Source organism: Thioalkalivibrio versutus (genome assembly GCF_001020955.1).
Lineage (GTDB): Bacteria > Pseudomonadota > Gammaproteobacteria > Ectothiorhodospirales > Ectothiorhodospiraceae > Thioalkalivibrio > Thioalkalivibrio versutus.
Window position 1 is genome coordinate 24,755 of record NZ_CP011367.1, and the last position, 20,040, is coordinate 44,794.

At 63.9% G+C, this 20,040-nt stretch carries 18 protein-coding genes and 1 tRNA gene; 12 read left to right on the forward strand and 7 right to left on the reverse strand.

What is annotated here, in order from left to right; genetic code table 11:
• Position 1: 1 nt before the first annotated feature.
• Positions 2 to 235: a molybdopterin converting factor subunit 1 gene (gene moaD, locus TVD_RS00160; RefSeq protein WP_018144868.1), complete on the reverse strand. Its 234-nt coding sequence runs from the start codon at positions 233 to 235 to the stop codon at positions 2 to 4.
• A 45-nt stretch (positions 236 to 280) separates the two neighbouring features.
• On the opposite strand from moaD, the gene moaC reads away from it, so the two are divergent.
• The 7 genes from moaC to TVD_RS14495 all read left to right on the forward strand — a co-directional run bounded on the left by moaC (position 281) and on the right by TVD_RS14495 (position 6,155).
• The gene (gene moaC, locus TVD_RS00165) at positions 281 to 769 is read left to right on the forward strand and encodes a cyclic pyranopterin monophosphate synthase MoaC (protein ID WP_047250472.1); all 489 of its coding nucleotides are present in this window, start codon (positions 281 to 283) and stop codon (positions 767 to 769) included.
• Positions 766 to 2,946: an AsmA family protein gene (locus TVD_RS00170; protein ID WP_047250473.1), complete on the forward strand. Its 2,181-nt coding sequence runs from the start codon at positions 766 to 768 to the stop codon at positions 2,944 to 2,946. The genes moaC and TVD_RS00170 overlap by 4 nt, the downstream gene beginning before the upstream one ends.
• A gap of 51 nt (positions 2,947 to 2,997) precedes the next feature.
• Positions 2,998 to 4,056: an A/G-specific adenine glycosylase gene (mutY, locus tag TVD_RS00175; protein ID WP_047251871.1), complete on the forward strand. Its 1,059-nt coding sequence runs from the start codon at positions 2,998 to 3,000 to the stop codon at positions 4,054 to 4,056.
• The gene (locus TVD_RS00180) at positions 4,040 to 4,315 is read left to right on the forward strand and encodes an oxidative damage protection protein (RefSeq protein WP_038032041.1); all 276 of its coding nucleotides are present in this window, start codon (positions 4,040 to 4,042) and stop codon (positions 4,313 to 4,315) included. Before mutY ends, TVD_RS00180 begins: the two co-directional genes overlap by 17 nt.
• A 111-nt stretch (positions 4,316 to 4,426) precedes the next feature.
• A tRNA-Phe gene (locus TVD_RS00185) sits at positions 4,427 to 4,502 on the forward strand.
• A 30-nt stretch (positions 4,503 to 4,532) separates the two neighbouring features.
• Positions 4,533 to 5,069, forward strand: a complete 537-nt coding sequence (def, locus tag TVD_RS00190) for a peptide deformylase (protein WP_047250474.1) — start codon at positions 4,533 to 4,535, stop codon at positions 5,067 to 5,069.
• A gap of 612 nt (positions 5,070 to 5,681) precedes the next feature.
• A complete protein-coding gene (locus TVD_RS14495) occupies positions 5,682 to 6,155 on the forward strand; it encodes a hypothetical protein (RefSeq protein WP_155986092.1) in 474 nt (157 codons plus the stop codon).
• A 963-nt stretch (positions 6,156 to 7,118) separates the two neighbouring features.
• Here TVD_RS14495 and TVD_RS00205 read toward each other — a convergent pair.
• Together TVD_RS00205 and TVD_RS13845 are read right to left on the reverse strand one after the other, a co-directional pair.
• Positions 7,119 to 7,676, reverse strand: a complete 558-nt coding sequence (locus tag TVD_RS00205) for an FmdB family zinc ribbon protein (RefSeq protein WP_047250475.1) — start codon at positions 7,674 to 7,676, stop codon at positions 7,119 to 7,121.
• A gap of 177 nt (positions 7,677 to 7,853) precedes the next feature.
• On the reverse strand, positions 7,854 to 8,513 hold the full coding sequence (locus TVD_RS13845) for an HNH endonuclease (protein WP_082119047.1): 660 nt from the start codon (positions 8,511 to 8,513) through the stop codon (positions 7,854 to 7,856).
• A gap of 743 nt (positions 8,514 to 9,256) precedes the next feature.
• On the opposite strand from TVD_RS13845, the gene TVD_RS00210 reads away from it, so the two are divergent.
• Both TVD_RS00210 and TVD_RS00215 read left to right on the forward strand, forming a co-directional pair.
• On the forward strand, positions 9,257 to 9,670 hold the full coding sequence (locus TVD_RS00210; RefSeq protein WP_047250476.1) for a (deoxy)nucleoside triphosphate pyrophosphohydrolase: 414 nt from the start codon (positions 9,257 to 9,259) through the stop codon (positions 9,668 to 9,670).
• Positions 9,667 to 12,867, forward strand: a complete 3,201-nt coding sequence (locus TVD_RS00215; RefSeq protein ID WP_047250477.1) for a DEAD/DEAH box helicase — start codon at positions 9,667 to 9,669, stop codon at positions 12,865 to 12,867. The genes TVD_RS00210 and TVD_RS00215 overlap by 4 nt, the downstream gene beginning before the upstream one ends.
• A gap of 52 nt (positions 12,868 to 12,919) precedes the next feature.
• On the opposite strand, the gene TVD_RS00220 is transcribed toward TVD_RS00215, so the two are convergent.
• The 4 genes from TVD_RS00220 to TVD_RS00235 all read right to left on the reverse strand — a co-directional run bounded on the left by TVD_RS00220 (position 12,920) and on the right by TVD_RS00235 (position 15,493).
• Complete coding sequence (locus TVD_RS00220; protein ID WP_018951583.1) at positions 12,920 to 13,285, reverse strand: HI0074 family nucleotidyltransferase substrate-binding subunit; 366 nt, start codon at positions 13,283 to 13,285, stop codon at positions 12,920 to 12,922.
• Positions 13,282 to 13,626: a nucleotidyltransferase family protein gene (locus TVD_RS00225; protein ID WP_047250478.1), complete on the reverse strand. Its 345-nt coding sequence runs from the start codon at positions 13,624 to 13,626 to the stop codon at positions 13,282 to 13,284. The genes TVD_RS00220 and TVD_RS00225 overlap by 4 nt, the downstream gene beginning before the upstream one ends.
• A gap of 66 nt (positions 13,627 to 13,692) precedes the next feature.
• Positions 13,693 to 14,673: a UDP-glucose 4-epimerase GalE gene (gene galE / locus TVD_RS00230; RefSeq protein ID WP_047250479.1), complete on the reverse strand. Its 981-nt coding sequence runs from the start codon at positions 14,671 to 14,673 to the stop codon at positions 13,693 to 13,695.
• Positions 14,674 to 14,716: 43 nt separating this feature from the next.
• Positions 14,717 to 15,493: a YdcF family protein gene (locus tag TVD_RS00235; RefSeq protein WP_047250480.1), complete on the reverse strand. Its 777-nt coding sequence runs from the start codon at positions 15,491 to 15,493 to the stop codon at positions 14,717 to 14,719.
• A 251-nt stretch (positions 15,494 to 15,744) separates the two neighbouring features.
• On the opposite strand from TVD_RS00235, the gene TVD_RS00240 reads away from it, so the two are divergent.
• The 3 genes from TVD_RS00240 to prsK all read left to right on the forward strand — a co-directional run bounded on the left by TVD_RS00240 (position 15,745) and on the right by prsK (position 20,002).
• Positions 15,745 to 16,392, forward strand: coding sequence for an XrtA/PEP-CTERM system exopolysaccharide export protein (locus TVD_RS00240; RefSeq protein ID WP_019572089.1), 648 nt, complete (start codon positions 15,745 to 15,747; stop codon positions 16,390 to 16,392).
• A gap of 159 nt (positions 16,393 to 16,551) precedes the next feature.
• Positions 16,552 to 17,946 (forward strand): TIGR03013 family XrtA/PEP-CTERM system glycosyltransferase, encoded by a 1,395-nt coding sequence (locus TVD_RS00245; protein ID WP_047250481.1) that lies wholly within the window; start codon positions 16,552 to 16,554, stop codon positions 17,944 to 17,946.
• Between the two features lie 7 nt (positions 17,947 to 17,953).
• Positions 17,954 to 20,002: an XrtA/PEP-CTERM system histidine kinase PrsK gene (gene prsK, locus TVD_RS00250; protein WP_018168659.1), complete on the forward strand. Its 2,049-nt coding sequence runs from the start codon at positions 17,954 to 17,956 to the stop codon at positions 20,000 to 20,002.
• The last annotated feature ends 38 nt before the right edge of the window (positions 20,003 to 20,040 follow it).

A 20,040-nucleotide genomic window follows, 5' to 3' on the forward strand; every position in this document is an offset into this window, starting at 1 on the left:
CCTAGCCCCCGGTGACCGGCGGGAAGTAGGCGACCTCGTCGCCATCGCGCACCGGGGTCTCCAGGCTCGCCTGTTCCTGGTTGACCGCGGCCATCAGGCGTTCCGGGGGGGCATCCTGGTGCAGGTGCCGCCACAGCTCGCCGACGGTCAGGCCTTCTCCGGGCAGGGCCACTTCTTCGCCCTGGCGGCCCAGTTCCTCGCGCAATCGCGCGAAATAGTGAACGCTTACGGTCATTCCGGCCCCTGTAAAGATAACTGCGAGTCAAGCATTATAGCCGGCATGAACGAATTCACTCACTTCGATGCCGAAGGCCATGCGCACATGGTCGATGTTGGCGAAAAGTCCGTCACCCATCGCGTGGCGATCGCCGAGGGCCGGATCCACATGCAGCCGGATACCCTGCAGCGCATCCGCGAAGGCCGCCATGCGAAAGGGGACGTCCTGGGTATTGCCCGCGTGGCTGGCATCATGGGGGCCAAGAAGACCGGCGACCTGATCCCGCTTTGCCACCCGATCGGACTGACCCGGGTGGCCCTGGAGCTGGAGACGGAAGACACCGCCGTGCGCGTGCAGGCCACCTGCGAGGTGCACGCCCAGACCGGGGTGGAGATGGAGGCGCTGACCGCCGTGTCCACCGCGCTGCTGACGGTCTACGACATGTGCAAGGCCGTGGATCGCGGCATGCAAATTGATGGTGTTCGCCTGCTCGAGAAACGCGGGGGCCGCAGTGGCATCTGGCGGGCCGAACCGAAAGGAGATTCCGAATGAAATGGATCAAGCGCCTGCTGGGCCTGATCGCCGTACTGATCCTGCTGGCCATCATCGTGGCCGCCTACCTGCTGATCACCTTCGATGCCAATGACTACAAGGAGCGCATCGAAGCGGAGGTGCAGGAAGCGACCGGTCGCGAGCTGACCCTCTCCGGGCCGATCGGCCTGACTCTGTTCCCCAGCCTTGGGCTGCGTCTGGAAGAGGTGCGCTTCGGCAATGCCGAGGGCTTTGGCGACGAGCCGTTCGCCGAGGTCGACGTGGTGGATGTTGCGGTGGCGGTGATGCCGCTGCTGCGCCGCGAGCTGGAGGTCCAGCGCGTGCAGGCCGACGGTGTGCGCCTGAACCTGGCACGCGACGAGCAGGGCCGCAACAACTGGGACGACCTGCTGGATCACGCGGGCGCCGCCCGCGACGAGGCCGTGGGTGCGGATGACGACGAGCGCACCACGACCGAGACGCGGCTGGCCCTGCAGCGCATCGACGTGGCCGGAATCTCCCTGACCAATGCCCAGGTGCACTGGGATGATCGCGAGACCGGCATGCAGGCCACCCTGGACCCGTTCGAGCTGCAGATTGGGCGCTTCCGCCCGGGCGTCGAGACGCGGCTGGATCTGGAAGCGGTCGTGCGCGCCGAGGGCGGCGATCTGGCCGAACCCGTGGAGCTCGCGCTCGACCTCGGCGGGCTGATGAACGTCGACCTGCTCAACGAGCGCTACTCCGTGCGTCGTCTGAACGCCACCCTGGGCCTCGACGGTGGTGGCTTGCCGCGCGCCGTGGGCATGACCCTGGAAACCGATGTCGCCCTGGAAATGGCCGACGCGATGTCCCTGCGCCTGGAGCGTCTGACGCTGGGTGTCGCCGGCGTGCGCATGACTGGATTTGCCGAGCTGTCCGAGCTGGATGGCGAGCAGCCGCAGATCCGGAGCGAGATGCGCACCAACACCTTCAACCTCAAGGACGTGTTGACCGACCTGGGAATGGACGCCCCCAAAACCAGCGATCCGGATGCCCTGGCCCGGGTTGCCCTGGACCTGTCCGCCCACGGCAGCTTCCAGGCGTTGAACATGGACCCGTTCCTGATCACCGTGGATGACGCCATGCTGAGCGGTTCCGCGGGCTGGGATGGCCGCGGCGAACGTCCGCTGATTACCTTCGATGTCTCCGGCGAGCGCCTGAATCTCGACCGCTACCTGCCGCCGGAAGTGGAAGAGGCCCGCACGGAAAACGGCAATGGCAATGGCGAAGCCGACGAGGATATCGCCATCGAGTTGCCGCTGGAGGCCCTGCGCAGCGTCGATGTGGATGGCAGCGCGGCGCTGGGCCGCCTCGACGTGATGGGCATGGTCCTGCGCAACATCGAGCTGCAGATCCGCGCCGAGGCGGGCGACTGGAATATCCAGCCCCTGAATGCCGAGGCCTACGACGGCGAGCTGAGCAGCCGCCTGCGCCTGGACGCGCGCCACGATGCCCCGCGCTACGAGCTGGCAGCCGACCTGCAGGCCCTGGATATCGGGGCCCTGCTGGAAGACTTTCAGGGCGACGATGCGCGCCTGATGGGTACTGGCAACCTGGAGCTGGACATCGCCACCCGGGGCGAGCTCCTGAGCGAGCTGAAGGGTGCCCTGAACGGCTCCGGCAACATGCGCTTCGAGGATGGCGCGGTTCGCGGCATCAACGTGGCCCAGATCATCCGCCGGGCCGAGGCGCGCCTGCGCGGCGAGCAGCTGGAAGAGGAAGAGCCCAACCAGACCGATTTCAGCGAACTGACCGGCAGCTTCACCATTCGCGACGGCATCGTGCGCAACGAGGACCTGGCGGCCAGCTCGCCCCTGCTGCGGGTGAGCGGCGAAGGCCAGGCCGACCTGAACGACGACACCCTCGACTACCGCGTGAACAGCACCGTGGTCGGCACGCTGGAGGGCCAGGGTGGCCGGGAACTCGACGATCTGCGCGGCGTGACGCTGCCGATCCGCATCAGCGGCACGTTCACCGACCCGAGCTTCCGTCTCGACCTGGAGGACGCCCTGCGGGACCGTTACGAGGGCGAGGTCCGCGAACGCGTGCAAGAGGAAGAGGATCGTGTCCGAGAACGCCTGGGCGAGGAAGAAGAGCGCGCCCGCGAGCGCATCGAGCAGGAGTCCGACCGGCTCCTGGATCGCTTCCGCAGTCGCTGATCACCCGCGGTGCCCGCCCCCGGTGCGGGTGCCGCCATGGTCGATTCGCCCATGAACGCCTTCGCCGAGCGGCTGCTCGCCTGGTTCGATCGCCACGGTCGCCAGGACCTGCCGTGGCAGCATCCGCGCACGCCCTATCGGGTGTGGGTCTCCGAGATCATGCTGCAGCAGACCCGGGTGGAGACCGTCGTCCCCTACTTCCAGCGCTTCATGGAGCAGTTCCCCGACGTGCAAAGCCTTGCCGCGGCCCCGCAGGACGCCGTGCTGCACCAGTGGTCGGGGCTTGGCTATTACGCCCGTGCGCGCAACCTGCACCGCGCCGCACAGGTGGTGGTCGAGGAACACGGGGGCGTGTTTCCCGCCGAGCGCGCGGGCCTGGAACAACTGCCGGGCATCGGGCGCTCCACCGCCGCCGCCATCATCGCCCAGGCGCACGATGCGCCCGAGGCCATCCTGGATGGCAATGCCAAGCGCGTACTGGCCCGTCACGCGGCGATCCACGGCTGGCCGGGCAGTACCGCCGTCCAGCGCGAACTGTGGGCCGAGGCCGAGGCGCGTACCCCTGCCACACGCTGCGCGGATTACACCCAGGCGATCATGGACCTGGGCGCCCTGCTCTGTTCTCGCAGCCGCCCCGCCTGTGAGGCCTGCCCGGTGCACGTGGACTGCGGCGCCGCGCAGCAGGGCCTGACCGGCACGTTGCCTTCGCCCCGGCCGCGCCGCGATCTGCCCACACGCACGCGTTGGGCCGCCTGTCTGCGGGCACCGGAGGGTATCGCCTTGATCCAGCGCGAACAGGACGGCATCTGGGGCGGTCTCTACAGCCTGCCCGAGGCCGAAACCGCCGAGGCCCTGGAAGACTGGGTGCTCGTTCAATGGCCCGGTGCCACCCCGGCCGTTGTCGATCACGGGCTCCAGCACAGCTTCAGCCACTACCGCCTGGATCTGCGCATTCGGCCCTTCGACCTCCCGGCTGGCGCGTGTGGGATCATGGAAGGCAACAGGGTGATTTGGTATAAACCCGGCACATCACGGGCGGTCGGTATCCCGGCCCCCATCCAGCGTTATCTGCACGACGACAAGGATCCCGGCAATGGCACGAACCGTTAACTGCGTGAAGCTCGGCAAAGAGGCGGACGGGCTCGACTTCCCGCCCTATCCCGGCGAGATGGGCAAGAAGATCTACCTGAACGTGTCCAAGGAGGCCTGGCAGGCCTGGCTGAGCCACCAGACCATGCTGATCAACGAATACCGCCTGACCCCGGTCGACCCCAAGGCGCGCAAGTTCCTCGAAGAGGAAATGGAGAAGTTCCTGTTCGGCGACGGTTCGGAAAAGCCGGAAGGTTTCGTCGACCCGAACGCCTCCTGAGTCGCAGTTTTCCGCGGCTCGTATTGATCTGGCGGTCCCGCGCGCTTGACGTGGGGCCGCCGGGCGGCTTTAATACCGCCCTTCGTCCACAGGACGATTCCCCCGAAGTATGGCCGGGTAGCTCAGTCGGTAGAGCAGGGGATTGAAAATCCCCGTGTCGGCGGTTCGATTCCGTCCCCGGCCACCATTATTTCCCCCTTGTGGCACCATCTTTCCCATGAGCGTTCGCCATATCCTGCGCATGGGACACCCCGACCTGCGTCGCACCTGCGACCCGGTACCCGAATCCGATTTTGACAGGCCCGACCTGCACGCCCTGGTGGACGACCTCGTCGACACCATGCACGCCAACGAAGGGCTCGGCCTGGCCGCCGCCCAGATCGGTGTGCCTCAACGCGTTGCCGTGATCGAGATCGAGCCCGGTAACAGCCGCTACCCCGATGCCGTGCCCACCGGCCGCCTGGTTCTCGTCAACCCGGCCGTGACCGTGCTCGACCCGACGCCGCAGCGCTACTGGGAAGGTTGCCTCTCCGTGCCCGGCCTGCGTGGCGAAGTCGCGCGACCGCGGCACATTGCCGTGGACTACCGCGAGCCGAACGGAACACCGCGCCACCTGGAACCCGAGGGCTTCCTCGCCACCGTCTTCCAGCACGAAATCGACCACCTCGACGGCAAGCTCTACATCGACCGCGTCACCGATACCACGCGCCTCGCCTTCCTCGACGAATATCGCGAATTCCACGCCACTGACTGACGGTGAGGATGAACCGCTACCACTTTATGTTCGCACTTCGGGCGAACCATCCACTCCGTCCTGGATTCCGGGACGAATCTCTATACGCAACTGATTTGCCGCTCAAAAAGGCTTAACAATCTGGTCTGGAGCCGGTGAAAGACCGTTTTTTCGCGCAAGATGCGGCGAGAGTGACCCGTCAGCCAGGACGTGGCGTTTAAGCGGTTAAAATCGCTGGCAAGCCCGAAATAAGGGATAAGGATGGATTGCGTTCATGGATCAGCAGCTTATTGTGGTCCGACCCTATTAGCCGGGAACGGCGTGGTGGGATGCTTCAGAGAGGGACGCCGCAGGGCAAAAGGCAAGGTTTGACCCCGTGGTCCACGTATGCGCTCAGCCCCTATTCCAGCTCGAAGGCACACTCATAGCCCCATAGGTAGCATGTCCACCACGGCGGTCGCTCCTGCTCCCCGTTGTCGGGCAGTTCACGAGTGTTCATTGGGCGGGACACCCGTTGCACGACTGGATCAGTTCCATGCAGACCGGGTTGCTCGGGTTTTCTAGCTTCAACGCGTATGCTTTCTCGTGGAGAGTTCATCCATTGAGACCCACATAAAGAACCTAGGAGAGCGCATGAAAAACCGGGCCCCTGTAGCAGTTGGTCTCGCCTTGCTTCTTGCTGCGTCAGCTCCACTGCACGCGGCAAACGAGTTTCAGTCGAGAGGTCATATACAAAACGATCGTGGTCAGAACTGCACCTACATTCAGACGACCGACCACAAGAGTAGATACTTTCACGAAACATTAACGGGTCGAGTTGGCACAATTACCTTTGACGATCCGGGGTGCATGTCAGAACACGACGTGGGGATGGATACTAATCTGATGATGATCAATAACATCATTTCTCGCTGGTACTCGCATCGTGATGCGGACTTTAAGACGAGAGCCGATGAGCTTTACCCGGGGAGCATGATGCAGAAAAGAGGATACTGCATTCAGTCGAACAAATACCCGGCTATCGGGATTACAGTGGATTATGAGATTCGTGACGCATCGATTGTACGTGTGAAGCACGGTAGCAGCGTCCAGGGGTGCACGCGCTAGCAGGTTGTTGAGTTTCAAAGGGGGGGTAAAAGTGAAGCGTATAATGACATTGGTGGTATTTTCTTTTTCGGTTACCGCACTTCCTGCTTGGGGAATGCAAGGAACTACGAATGAAGGTTACGTTGCATGCCTTCAGGAGCAATGGATCCAAGATATGGTGTCATTCGTAGGTGCAGACGATATGGGCAGCTTCGAGGCCTACATAGAACAGGGGCGCTGCGTGGTCATGCAGGGAGGCCAAAAAGTAACCGTCACTGATAGCCCCGGGATGTTTGGCGGCCGAACGGGATTTGTCTTTCGAGGTACTAAGTTGTGGACCTTGAGGGAGGGGATTAGCTACGGGCAGTGAGAAAGGTCCAAAGAAGTCTCCCCGGGACGGCCCAGCGGGAGGTTACCCGCGACTTCCTCTGGCCTCCCTCCAGATGATGCCGGGGCCCATGCTAAGAATCCTCGCCGTTACCGCCCCATCGGGCGGCTTCACTGGCATACGCAACCGTCCCTCGTTTAGGCGCCGCAGGGCTACCAGGTGAAGCGCGCGGCCACATTCGGCTGCACCGACGGGCCGATGTTGCCCTCGATCTGCGCCACGTCGAGGGCGTGAAGACCAGATTGGCACGACGAAAGAGCGAGATGACGAGGCTGTTTTGGTTTATGCTGGTTAACGGTTGGTTTATCGCGTAGGGGGGAGAGCCCTAGGTAGGCCGCCGAAGGCAGTTAAATTGAATTTCAAGGGGGAATGAGTATGAGGATCTTGATTCTAGCCGCTGTAGCAGTGTTTATGAGTCTTCCAGCATTGGCTGGGTCTGGCCCTGTAACCATGGGGTCTGGCTATCAGACTGACACCGTGTTTCATGGTGGCGGTTGTCGGAAGAGTTCACCGCCCGGCCAGTGCTGTCATAAAAATCATTCGACGGGAAGAGTGCACTGTCACTAAGGGCAAAAGGCAAGGTTCGACCCCGAAGTTCAGATCTGCTTCAGATACGTTATCAACTCTCTGGCCGCCTGCAAGGCGGCCTCAGCCTCGTCTTTGTTCGCGTGTCCGCCCCTGTGGACTATAGAGTTCCGTTTCTCGGAAGCGCTTTTGAACCGCGGCCAGAAGGACTGTCCCTCGAGTTCCACACCGGTGAGCGCGTTGTAGAGCTTTCGGTGCTTATCGTTCGCAAGGTTATGTCCGTTCATCAGGCCATCTACGGCTTCGCCCAGGGTCTCCAGATTCTTGGCCGAGTACGCAGCGTCGAAAGCGCGTTCGGCAGCAACCTCACAAGCCATTAGCAAAGTCACGATCGAAATGTTGAAGTGCCCCTGATCAATCAGGCTCCGAGCAATGGTCAGCAGCGCGTTTGGGTACGTGACGACGGTAGCGGTAACGCTAGCTGAAGCGGTGACCGAATCCGTTATCTCAACTGAAAAATTCCTGCGAGTCGAGCCGCACCTGGGACAGGGCTGGCGCTTCTCGACAGAAGTGCTATCCAGCTCAGTGAGCGTTTCACCACAATTCCCACAGACAGTCGAATCTGCCATGGCTTCCTTCCTTCGATAAAAGGGACGACAGGGCCTGTCCCAAACTTCACGGAACAGCTTGCCGAAAATGTTCGATAACGCGTCTGTCTGGGCCTAACGTCCGAACTCAGGTGACCGCTGGCGCGTCGCTCCTATCGTCGCGCTGCGGCAGCGGTCACCTGAAGTGCCGTGTTGGGCCTATTGTTTATGCTTCGCAAGATACTCACCGGCTTTGCCACTCTCAATCGCCTCAAATATGTGTTCTTTCGCTTCGTCAATAGTTGAGAAAACCAATTTTCCTTTGGTGCCATTCATCGCAATACGATATGAGCCATCACTTGACATTATGGCGACGGAAATCTTTTTCTGTTTGATTTTGTGTATATTTCTGATTAATTTCCATCTGCTTGATTGGATGAATCGTCTTTTTCTGTCTTCATGGCGTTTTTTTGAGTCGGCGAGGTCCGAAGCGACCTCTGTGTCCGTTGAGGAGTCACAACAGTATGTTCCGACCTTCATAGTGCCCCATCTGTCATGAAACACAAAGAATTGGTGACGTAAACTACTGCCACATAACTCACAGGTGCCAATAAGATCGCCCAGATCATCATAGCCAACGTATTCCCAGCCGAACCTAGGGGGTATTATCCCATGCTCTGCAGCATGGCATCCCTTGCATAGCGTAACGCAGTCCGTGTATGCATATTCCCACGGGAGTTTGTTTGGAATATAACGCTTGTGATGAACTTGCAAGTAAACGTCTGGCTCGCCGCGCCCACAGACACTACAAACGCTGCCATCTAGCTCAATGACTTCGTCTCTAAAGTCCTTCCAATTTTTTCGAGCGTATCCTTTCATTCTCTGATTATCGCCCTAACAGTAGATTCGAGGGAATCAGTCATATTGGTGATATGCGGGTTCTGCATCTTGCCCCGGGGCTCTCGTGTTTCAGGTAAAGCGTTATTGGTAAACCATTTTTTTATCATGGTAGTAAACGTCGCGTCGAGTGGTAGGGCGCCACACACAACCGGACCAGGATTAATCGGCGTTTGGTGATGTCTTACATCGGTCTGTCGGTCGAACGTGGGTGAGACTCAGGGGCTGGGGGTTGAAGGTTTGCGGGTGGAATGGTTCGGCTCGAGACGGGGATATCCGGGGTACGGGCGCTAGATAGCACGGTCCTAGACAGAATCGGGATATCACCGTTATCCCGGAATTGGCGTAACCGGGAGGAGCGAGCAGGCGGTCTCTGGGAGTTGGGGGTTCTGCAGTAGCCGTGGCGGCGTTCATCCGGCTAGGGAAACACTGATCAATGTACACGTTCGCGCTCGAGTCGCTTTTGCGTGCGAACAAGGCGCGGCGACTGCCGTGCAGTCATTCTGCACAAGGGAACCGCAACGCCGTGCGCGCGCAAAAGCGGCCGAGCCCCGTCTTTCAATAGCTTGTGGGGTTGGCACCCCAGGTTCCCCGATCCTGCGTTGCGCCGCTTGCGGGTAGAACCACCACCCGCTGCACGACGCGCCTTGTCTCGGAAAACCTGGGGTGCCAACGCGAACGTGTACATTGATCAGTGTTTCCCTAGAGTAAACGGAGGGCCGTGGTTGGAAACGCTCATAGAAGCGAATCAGGCGGTGGTGGTCTGCGGCATTCTGGAGGATGCACAGGGGCGGATCTTTCTGGCGCGTCGCGGGGCCGATCAGGCGCTGGCGGGGTATTGGGAATTCCCCGGTGGCAAAGCGGAGCCGGGCGAGAGCCTGGAGGACGCATTGTGCCGCGAGTTCCGGGAAGAGCTGGAGATGGAGCTCCGGGTGGGGAAAGAGATCGGGCGCGCGCCGATTCCGGGTAATGGGAGCCTTGAGTTGGTGGCGCTGCGCGCGTGGACGGAAGACGAGAGCCCGGTGCTGACGGTGCACGATCGCTGGTGCTGGATATCGCCGTCGGAGGCGCGCGGGCTCGATCTCGCGCCCGCAGACATCCCGTTGCTCGATGCCTTTATTGCGGGACTTCCCGCATGAGCCGAGATGACGCCGCCAAAGCCCTGTCCGGGGCGCGATGGATCGGCCTGCACGAGCGGCTGGATACGCCACGGGTACGACAAGCGCTGGAGGCCCTGGGTCTGGAAGACCATGCCCGCTGGAGCCAGGTTTTGGAGGGCGACGACCTGGCGATTAGCCTGGTCGCCGAGCTGGCCCAGCGGCTCGGTGAGCGCGCGGGTGAGCTGCGCGAGAACGGACACGAGGACTGGACCCGGGCCGTGCAGGGGCTGGCGGATGCGCTGGCGGCGGCCGGGCATCCCCTGTCCGGAATTGAGGAAGACCTTCCGCAGCCGCCGTTTCGGCAGTTGCTGGAGGTGCGCTCCCCGGCGGCTGACCGGGTAGGGCGGCAGGAGACGCCACGGCCGGATGTGCCGCTGGCTCTTTCCAGCCTGCTCACTGGTTCGGATCGCACACCCAGCCTGGTCACGCAGATCGAGAAAGAACTGGCCAGTGCGGAGCGCGCCGACTGGCTGGTATCCTTCATCAAGTGGAGCGGGATTCGCGCCCTGCGCGAGACGCTCAAGCGCTTTACCGAGACCCCGACCGCCGACGGCTCGCCCAGGCTGCGGATCGCGACGACCTCGTACCTCGGGGCCACGGATCTCAAGGCCATCGAGTTTCTGCTAGGCCTGCCGAACACCGAGATTCGGGTCTCCTACGACACGCACCGCACGCGCCTGCACGCCAAGGCCTACCTGTTCCATCGGAGCACGGGGTTCGGTAGTGCCTACATCGGCTCAGCGAATGTCTCGCGGGTGGCGATGGATGAGGGGTTGGAGTGGACGGCCAAGGTCAGTGAATACGAGCTGCCGCATATGTGGCGCCAGATCGAGGCCTCGTTCGAGTCGCACTGGGCAGACCCGGCGGAGTTTGAACCGCTCACGATGGATGACCTTCCGCGCCTGCAACAGGCACTGGAGTCGGAATCCAGCTCAGGGCCCGGGGCGCAGAAAGACGCCACCGCGTTCTTCGACCTGCGGCCTTACGCTTTTCAGCAGGAGATCCTGGAGGACATCCAGCGCGAGCGCCGTTCGGGCATCGACCGCCATCTGGTCATCGCCGCCACCGGGACCGGCAAGTCCATGATTGCCGCTTTCGACTATCGGCGCTTTGCACGTGACCAGGCGGATAAGGGGCGTCCGTCGTTGCTGTTCATCGCCCACCGCGAGGAGATCCTGCGTCAGGCAATGGCGAGTTTCCGCCAAGTGCTGCAGGACCACGAATTCGGTGACTTGCTGGTGGGCGGGGCGCGCCCGAGTCAGGACCGCCATCTGTTCTGCACGGTGGCGAGTTGGAATTCACGGGACCTCGATCGCCTAGACCCGGCGCATTTCGATTACGTGGTACTGGATGAGGCGCATCACAGCAGCGCCGGGAGCTACCAGCGCATCCTGGACCATGTGCGGCCCAAGTGCCTGCTGGGCCTGACGGCGACGCCGGAGCGCACGGATGCCGACGATATCCGCAAGCACTTCGGCCAGCGTTACACCCATGAGATCCGCCTGCCGGATGCGATCGAGCGTCGGTTGCTGGTGCCGTTCCATTACTTCGGCGTGGCCGACCACGAGTCCGTGGACCTGAGCCGGGTGAGCTGGCAGCGCGGGGGTTATAACGCCGAAGAGCTGGAAGGGGTGTTCACCGGTAACCGGGCGCGGGCCGACTGGGTGTTGCGGCAGGCCCATGAGCACGCAACCGACCTGGGCTCGGTTCGGGGCCTGGGCTTTTGCATCAGTCGCGCCCATGCCCGGTTCATGGCCGAGCATTTCTCGGCCAAACAGGTGCCCAGCGCGGTGCTGACCGGCGAGAGCTCGGATTACGAGCGGCAGTCGGTACAGCGCGACCTGCGCGAGGGGCGCATCCGCTTCATCTTTACCGTGGACCTCTATAACGAGGGCGTGGACCTGCCCGAGGTGGACACCGTTTTGCTGCTACGCCCGACCGAGAGCCTGACGGTCTACCTGCAGCAGATGGGCCGCGGACTGCGGTTGCACGAGGGCAAGCCACACCTGACCGTGCTGGATTTCGTGGCGCCGCAGGATCGGCGTTTTCGTTATGCCGATCGGTTCCGGGCCTTGAGCGCGCGGCCGGAGAAACGGGTGGATCACCAGATCCAGGAGGGCTTCCCGTGGTTGCCCAGCGGCTGCCTGATCCACCTCGACCGCCTGGCCACCCAGCGCGTCCTCGACAACATCCGCGCACAGATCAACCGCCAGCGCCCGCAGATCGTGCGCGAGCTCAAGAGCTGCTTCCAGGAGGACATCGACTCCGCGAGCCTGCCCAAGATGCTCGACTGCCTGCATATGGATGATGCCGAAGACCTGCTGCGCAAGGACCTGCCCTCCCGGCTGCGCGCGGACTGCGGAGGGGAATCGACGGAGGCGCTGGGGCCCTATGCCAGCAGCCTCAAACGCGGGCTGCAGCGTCTGGCGCGGTGTGACGATCGGCAGTTGCTGGAAACCCTGCAGACCCATCTGGCGCAGCCGGCGGCGAACGTGGAGCAGCTTGCCGAAGAGGATCGGCTTCGACTGTCCCTCGTCCACAGCACGCTATGGGGCAAGATACGTCCGGGGGATGGGGACCTCTCCGCCGTGGACGGCTTCGTCCGCGAACAGCGCCCCCTTTACCGGGATCTGCAGGAGGTCGCCGCTTGGCGACGCGAGCGCATCGTCCCCGCCAGCGGCATCACCTTCCCTGAGCAGACCGGTCCGCTGGAACTGCACGCGTCCTATACCCGCGAGCAGATCCTGCTGGCGCTCGGCCTCGGTAGCCTCGAGAAGCCCATCACTCAGCAGGAGGGTGTCCGGCACGTACCGGAACGGCGCGTGGATGCGCTGTTCGTCACCCTGGAAAAATCCGAGCAGGAGTTCTCTCCCACCACCATGTACGAGGACTACGCCCTCAACGAGCGGCGGTTCCACTGGCAGTCGCAGTCCGGCACCTCACCCACCTCGCAGACCGGGCAGCGCTACATCCATCACGAAGAGCTCGGTTACACCCCCATGCTGTTCATACGCCCGGCCAAGCGCGACGCCACCGGCCTGAGCCAGCCATTCACCTTCTGCGGACCGGTTCGCTACCAGCGTCACGAAGGCAGCAAGCCGATGAGCATCGTCTGGGAGCTGGATTACGAACTGCCCGCCCGGCTCCTGCACCTCGCCCGTCGGACGGTGCTGTAAAAAGAAGAGGTGTACAGGCTTGCTTGCGGGCTGGCCGCCTGGAGATTTGCTCTCAGGTGGGTAGCGCGGCCTGGAGCTGCCGCAAGGCGGGCAGATATCCCGGTAGCCGGGAGTAGAGTTGCTCGGCCAGCTTCTCGTCGTAGGTGTGCGAGGCGCGGTTGCGGTCATCCAGCATGGCGAGCCAGATGGCCTCATCCGATATCCAGCTCTGGCTCAGAGCCAATCGCAGGCAGGATCGTGGCGACGCGCACTCCAGCCCTTCGGGCACCGCGGCTGCCTTTACGGATTTCCACGCCAGTTCGAAGGTGAATTCGAAACGCTGGATGCTGGCATCCCGGGCCAGGTCGCTGGTGGGCGCCTGCAGGGCTTCTTCAAGCCGGCCGAGGGCCTTGCCGAAACTTTCGCGGACGGTGGTCAAAGCGGGATTCCCTCGCTCTCGATTTCCTTGCGCAACTCGTCGCTGACCTCGGTCATGTCAACCAGGTCGAAGGTGTAGAGGGTGCGCAGGTCCTCGATGTGCCCGCGGAGTCGGCCCCAGTCGCTGATGGAAACCTCCCTGGCAGGCAGCACGGCGAGGTCGATGTCCGAGTTCCACCGCGCGGTGCCGCGTGGCCAGGACCCGAACCAGAACACCTTTGCATCCTGGCCGAATTCTTCGCGTACGACTTCCGCGGCCGCATGCGCGAGGTGGTTCACACGTTCGCGGGGCGGGAGTGCCTCTGCCGTGTTTCCGGTGCTGGCGTGGAGGGTCGATGCCATGTTTCGGACCGCGTTGGGCTTTGGCTCGACTATAGCATTCGGCCCTCAATGCCTGGGAGATACGGATCAGGCGGTCTGTAGCGCCGTCTTCTGTTCCCAGGCGAGGGCATGGCGGACGATGAGGTCGAGGTCGGCGTAGCGCGGTTCCCAGGCGAGGGTCTGGCGGATGCGGCGGGCGTCGGCCATCAGGGCGGGCGGGTCGCCTTCGCGACGCGGGCCGAGCGTGACGTGGAAGTCGACGCCGCTGGCGCGTTTCACGGCGTTGAGGACCTCGAGCACGCTGTAGGCGTGGCCGTAGCCGCAGTTGAGCACCTGCGAGTTGCCGCCACCGTCGAGGTGTTCCAGGGCGCGGACGTGGGCGGCGGCGAGGTCCTCGACGTGGATGTAGTCGCGTTCGCAGGTGCCGTCGCGGGTGGCGTAGTCGGTGCCGAATACGGTGATGCCGTCGCGCTGGCCGGTGGCGGCCTGGCAGGCGACCTTGATCAGGTGGGTGGCGTCCGGGGTGGCCTGGCCCAGCCGGCCTTCGGGGTCGGCGCCGGCTACGTTGAAGTAGCGCAGGCTGGCGTAGCGCAGGTCGGAGGCGGCGCCCAGGTCCATGAGCATCCGTTCGGACATCATCTTGGAGGCGCCGTAGGGGTTGATCGGCTGCAGGGGTGCGTCTTCCGCGACCGAGACGGTGTCGGGGATGCCGTAGACGGCGGCGGTGGAGGAGAACACGAAGTAGCGCACGCCGGTGGCGGCGCAGGCCTCCAGCAGGTTGAAGGTGTTGCGGGTGTTGTTGCCGTAGTACTTGAGCGGGTCGGTGACCGATTCCGGAACGATGATGTGCGCGGCAAAGTGCAGCACGCCGTCGAAGCCGCGTTCGAGGGTTTCTCGCAGGCGCCCGGTATCCGCCAGATCGCCGACGACCAGCTCGGCATCCCCCACGGCCCATGCGTGCCCGGTGCTGAGGTTGTCGTACACGGTGACGTCGTGCCCGCCCCTGCGCAGATGCTGCAGGACATGGCTGCCGATGTATCCAGCGCCGCCCGTTACCAGCAGATTCATCCGTCGCCCCCGGCTTGTGATGGGTTGGGGCTGGCGGGGCGCGTCAGGTGCCCGGTGGTGCCGGGTGACGGCCATATTGCCAGCGATACCACAGAATACCGAGGTACTCGTGCATGGCGAGCCAGCTGGTGCGCATGGCGTTAGCCTGGGGTTTGAAGGCGCCTAACGAGAGCCTCGTGTCGTGGGCGACGAAGGCGCCGGTCGGGGCCGGGATGGCCTCCAGCCCGGCGCGCTCGAATGCCGCTGTGGCGCGCGGCAGGTGGTGCGCATGGGTGACCAGCAGGACGCGTTGCATGCCGCGTTCGTGCAACAGCGCGGCCGAGTGCCGGGCATTGCCTTCCGTGTCGCGTGCACGGGTCTCCTGCCACACCGGACTGACGCCGAACTCCTCCAGGACCTCGGCCATCCAGCGGGCTTCCGGTTCCCGGCCCTCCGGGCCGCCACCGGTGGCGACTACGGGGAGGCCGGTTTGCCGGTGCAGGGCGGCGGCGTAGCGCAGTCGCACCAGGGCCAGGTCGTTGACCGTTTCGCCGGAGAATTCCACCGCACCACTGCGATACCCGGCACCGAGCACGACGATGGCCTCGGCGTGTTCCAGCGCGGTCGTGTCGGGCGGCGAGTAGGCGGCCTGCAGCGGGGCCATGAGGGCGTGACTGACGGGCGGGATGCTGAACGCGTAGGTCAGGAGCAGCCCGCCGGTCAGCAGGGCTTTGCCTGCCAGGGTCCGGTACAGGAGCAGGCCCGCCAGGGCCAGGAGGAGCGGTCCGCTGGGCGGGAGCAGAAACCAGTCGGCAAGGAAACGGAGAGACAGAAACTCCACGGGACACTCCTGTTCGGTGGAGGTAGATGGCCCGGCGTCCCCGTAACACGAACGTTAGTCCTGGAGCGCCGGGAATGAAGACCTTACGTGGACTCTGTTCATACCCGAGGCCTAACATCAAGTTGCTTGTGGAATCCGGTATTCCCGGTAAGCGTAGCCAGTTTCCGCGACCTTTTGGGGTGCGGTGCGGGCCCCGTTCCCGGTCGGGTGAAGCCTCTAACAACCGCCAGAATCTCCAAGGGGGAGTCGTGATGTCCCTGATCAATGCTGCAAAGGCCGGGTCGAAGTCCGGGCCAAGGTTCGGCTTCGTCATCCTGCTGCCGGCCTTGTTGCTGGCAGGCTGTGCCACGACGGATTACCCGGAGGCCCCGACCTCCATCGAGCGCACGGTGATCGAGCAGTACATCATCGGTCCCGGCGATTCCCTGCAGGTATCCGTGCGCGGCAACCCGGACCTTTCCACTGGCGTCTCGGTGCGCCCCGACGGGCAAATCACGACCCCGCTGGTCGAGGATGTCCAGGCGAGCGGGCAGACGCCCACGGAGCTGGCCCGTGTGATGGAGGAGGAGCTGTCCCGCTACCTGCGCGATCCGATCGTCACGGTGATGGTGACCGGTTTTGCCGGGCCCTATAGTCGCCAGATTCGCGTGATCGGGCAGGCCGCCGCGCCGCAGGCGCTGCAATATCGCGAGGAGATGAGCGTGATGGATGTGATGATCGCGGTGGGCGGCATCACCGAATTTGCTGCCGGAAATCGCGCAGTGATCGTGCGTAACGAGAATGGCGAGCGCAAGCAATATGGGGTGCGCCTGGACGACCTGGTCAACGGTGGCGATATCTCGGCCAACGTGGACATGCTGCCCGGTGACACGCTGATCATTCCTGAACGACGCTTCTGACGAACCCGGAACGGGGGGCCGGTTTCCGGGTGGGTGGGCCTTTGAGGCACCGCCCGGGAACGACCGCCCCCATTGATCGGGCTCGGGGACGGTAGCCATGGACCCCCTGAAAAGGACGAACCACTCTTCTGTGCACGCGCCTCGGCGAGGCGGCTAGTCGTGCGCATCTTTGGCCACTACATCCGCCGCCGCGTCCTGATGCTCGCGGGCGCGGAGTTGCTCGTGGCGTATCTGTGCCTGTACGCGGTGCTGACCCTGCCGCCCTTCCAGCCGGAAGCTCTAAGCCTGCTGGACCCCCAGCTGATGGTGGCGACGCTGGTCGTTCTGGTCGTCCTGACTCTGGCCGGCCTGTACGAATCCGACTACCTCGCGACCCGCAGCACGCTGCGGTCGCTACTGCGCCTGGTTCCCGCCATCCTGGTTGTGGGTGGGTTGCTGCTGGCCTATGGCGCCATGGTCCCGGCTGCGCTGTTTTCGCCGACCGCAGTCGGCGGCGGCGTGCTGCTCCTGCTGACCGGTCTGGTCGCCGAAAGGACCCTCTGGCGCAACTTTTCCGAGGCGGATGCGTTCAAGCGCCGGGTCCTGGTGCTGGGCACCGGCAGCCGGGCCTGCGCGATCGACACGATTCATCCGGACAAGTATTCGGAAGAGCTGCCGTACCGGGTCCTCGGGTACATCGCTACCCAGGGCGAGAAGGATTGCGCGCGGGATCCGGGACGCCATTTCCAGCTCGGGAGCGATGCCAGCCTGCTGGGCATGGCGCGCGAGCACCGCGTACACGAGATCGTGGTCGCGATCCGCAATCGACGCCACAACCTGCCGATCGGGCAGTTGCTTGAGTGCAAGCTCAACGGGGTCGCCGTTACCGACGTCTCGAGCTTCTTCGAGCGCGAACTGCAGAAGGTCCAGCTGGACTCGCTGAACGCCAGCTGGTTGATCTTCGGTGAAGGCTTCCGGCAGCACTGGACGCGCAACGCGGTGAAACGGACGTTCGATGTGCTGGCCAGCGCCACACTGCTGGCGGCGACCCTGCCGGTGATGCTGGCCACCGCCCTGGCGATCAAGCTGGAGAGTCGCGGCCCGGTGTTCTACTGGCAGACCCGGGTGGGTCAGGGGAACGTCCCGTTCGAGGTCTGCAAGTTCCGCAGCATGCGCGAGGACGCCGAGGTCGATGGCGTCGCGCGCTGGGCGGTGCATGACGACGACCGCATCACTCGTGTCGGGCGCATTATCCGCAAGCTGCGCATCGACGAACTGCCGCAGGTCATCAATGTCTTTCAGGGCAGCATGTCGTTCGTCGGACCGCGCCCGGAGCGACCGGTGTTCGTCGGACAGCTCACCGAGCAGATCCCCTATTTCCCCGCGCGCCACACCATCCGTCCGGGGATCACCGGCTGGGCTCAGGTGCGGTATCCCTACGGGGCCTCGGTCGAGGATGCGCGGCAGAAGCTGCAGTACGACCTGTATTACGTGAAGAATCACACCCTGTTTCTGGACATCCTGATCCTGTTCGAGACCGTCAAGGTTGTGCTGTTCGGCCGCGGGGCCCGCTGAATTCGCGATGCTGATGCCCCTGGCCGCGACGAGCTATCTGACGGCGGCACTTGCGTTCCTGGTCCTGGCCGTTGTGACCGTGGTGCGCTGGCGCAATCGCCCCTCGGCCCTGTGGATGGTGCTGGCCTCGCTGCTGTCGGTGGGATGGGCGGGATATCTGGGCTTTCTGGCCTGGCACTACGGGACCAGTGCCGCGATCTCCGGTGGGGTGATGGAGGTGGCGCGCAATGCCGGTTGGTTTGCGGTGTTGCTGGCGCTGCTCGCCGGCAGTGGCAGCCGCCCCGGGGTCGAGCCGCGTGCGTTGCGCTGGTGGGGGGCGGCCACCACGGCGTTCCTGCTGTTCATCCTGGTGCCGATGCTGTGGCCACAGTTGCTGGGCGCCATCTGGCCGGGGCTGGCAACCCTGTTGATGGCGATTGCCGGACTGGTGCTGGTGGAGCAGGTCTACCGCAACACGCCGCCGCAGAATCGCTGGGAGATCAAGTTCCTCTGCCTGGGCCTGGGTGGGCTGTTCGCGTTCGACCTGTTCCTGTTTGCGGATCTGGTGCTGTTCCAGACGATCGACAGCCCGTCCTGGCAGGCCCGCGGGTTCGTCAACGCACTGGTGGTCCCGTTGCTCGCGGTCGCGGTGAGCCGGCGCCTGCCGCACCGCGAGGGGCCCACGGTGTCCCGCCATCTGCTGTTTCACACCGCGTCGCTGTTCGGGGCCGGGCTGTATCTGCTGGCGGTCGGGGGCGCGGGGTATTACCTGCGCCACCACGGGGGCGATCTCGGCGCGCTGCTGCAGGTCACCCTGCTGTTCGGGGCCGTGCTGCTCCTGGCGATCGTGCTCTTTTCCGGCAGCGTCCGCGCCCAGTTGCGCGTCTGGCTGGCCAAGCACTTCTTCAACTATCGCTACGACTATCGCCAGGAGTGGCTGCGGTTTACCGGCACCCTGGCGCAGACGGACCACGAGACCCCGTTTCGCCAGCGGGCCATCCAGGCCATTGGCGAGCTGGTCGAGAGTCCGGGGGGCTTGTTGTGGGTTCGTCGGGACGACAGCACCTTCGCCCTCGACGGGGTCCTGAATCTGGGCCAGCCGGATTATCCGTCAATGGAACCGGACGACCCGCTGGTGGCGTTTCTGACGCACTCCGGCTGGGTGATCGATATTGACGAGTTCCGCCGCGATCCGGCGTTCTATCACGGGCTCGATCTGCCGCAGTGGCTGGTCGACAATCCGCGCCACTGGGCCGTGGTGCCGCTCCTGAAAAGCGATGGTCTGGAGGGCTTTGTCGTGCTCGCCCAGCCGCGGGCACGGCACCGTATCGACTGGGAGGAGCGCGACCTGCTGAAGACCGCGGGCCGTCAGCTGGCGGTCTACGTGGCCCTGGTGCAGACCGACGAGGCGCTGCTGGAGGCGCGGCAGTTCGAGACCTTCCACCGGCTGGCGGCGTTTCTGGTCCACGACCTCAAGAACGTATCGGCCCAGCTATCCCTGATCAGCTCCAACGCCGAGCGTCACCGCGATAACCCCGAGTTCGTGGCGGACGCCTTCCGCACCGTCGGCAACGCGCGCGAGCGTCTGGAACGCACCCTCGCCCAGTTGCGCAAGGCGCAACCGGGTGCCGACAGCCCGCGTCAGGCGATCGACATGGACGCCCTGTTGCGCGAGGTCGCTGGCGATAGCCGCGAGATCCATCCGCTGCCCCGAGTGGCGATCGACACATCCGCGGAGGTCCTCGGAAACCGTGACGCCCTGCGGAATGTACTGCTCCACCTGGTGCGGAATGCGCAGGAGGCCACACCGGATAACGGCGATATAACCTTGACCCTGAAAACCCGGGATCAATGGGTCATTATCGGAATCGAGGATAACGGGTCCGGCATGGACGAGGACTTCGTTCGTCGGCGGCTCTTCCGTCCGTTTCAGACCACCAAGGGAAACGCCGGCATGGGTATTGGGCTGTATGAGGCCCGCGACCTGGTGGTCCGGATGGGCGGGCGGATCGATGTTTCCAGCCGCATCGGCGAGGGGACCACCTTCACGTTGCGCCTGCCGCAGCACGGCGCATGACAACCCTCCCCGCCGTCCACCATCACGTCCTCCCCGGG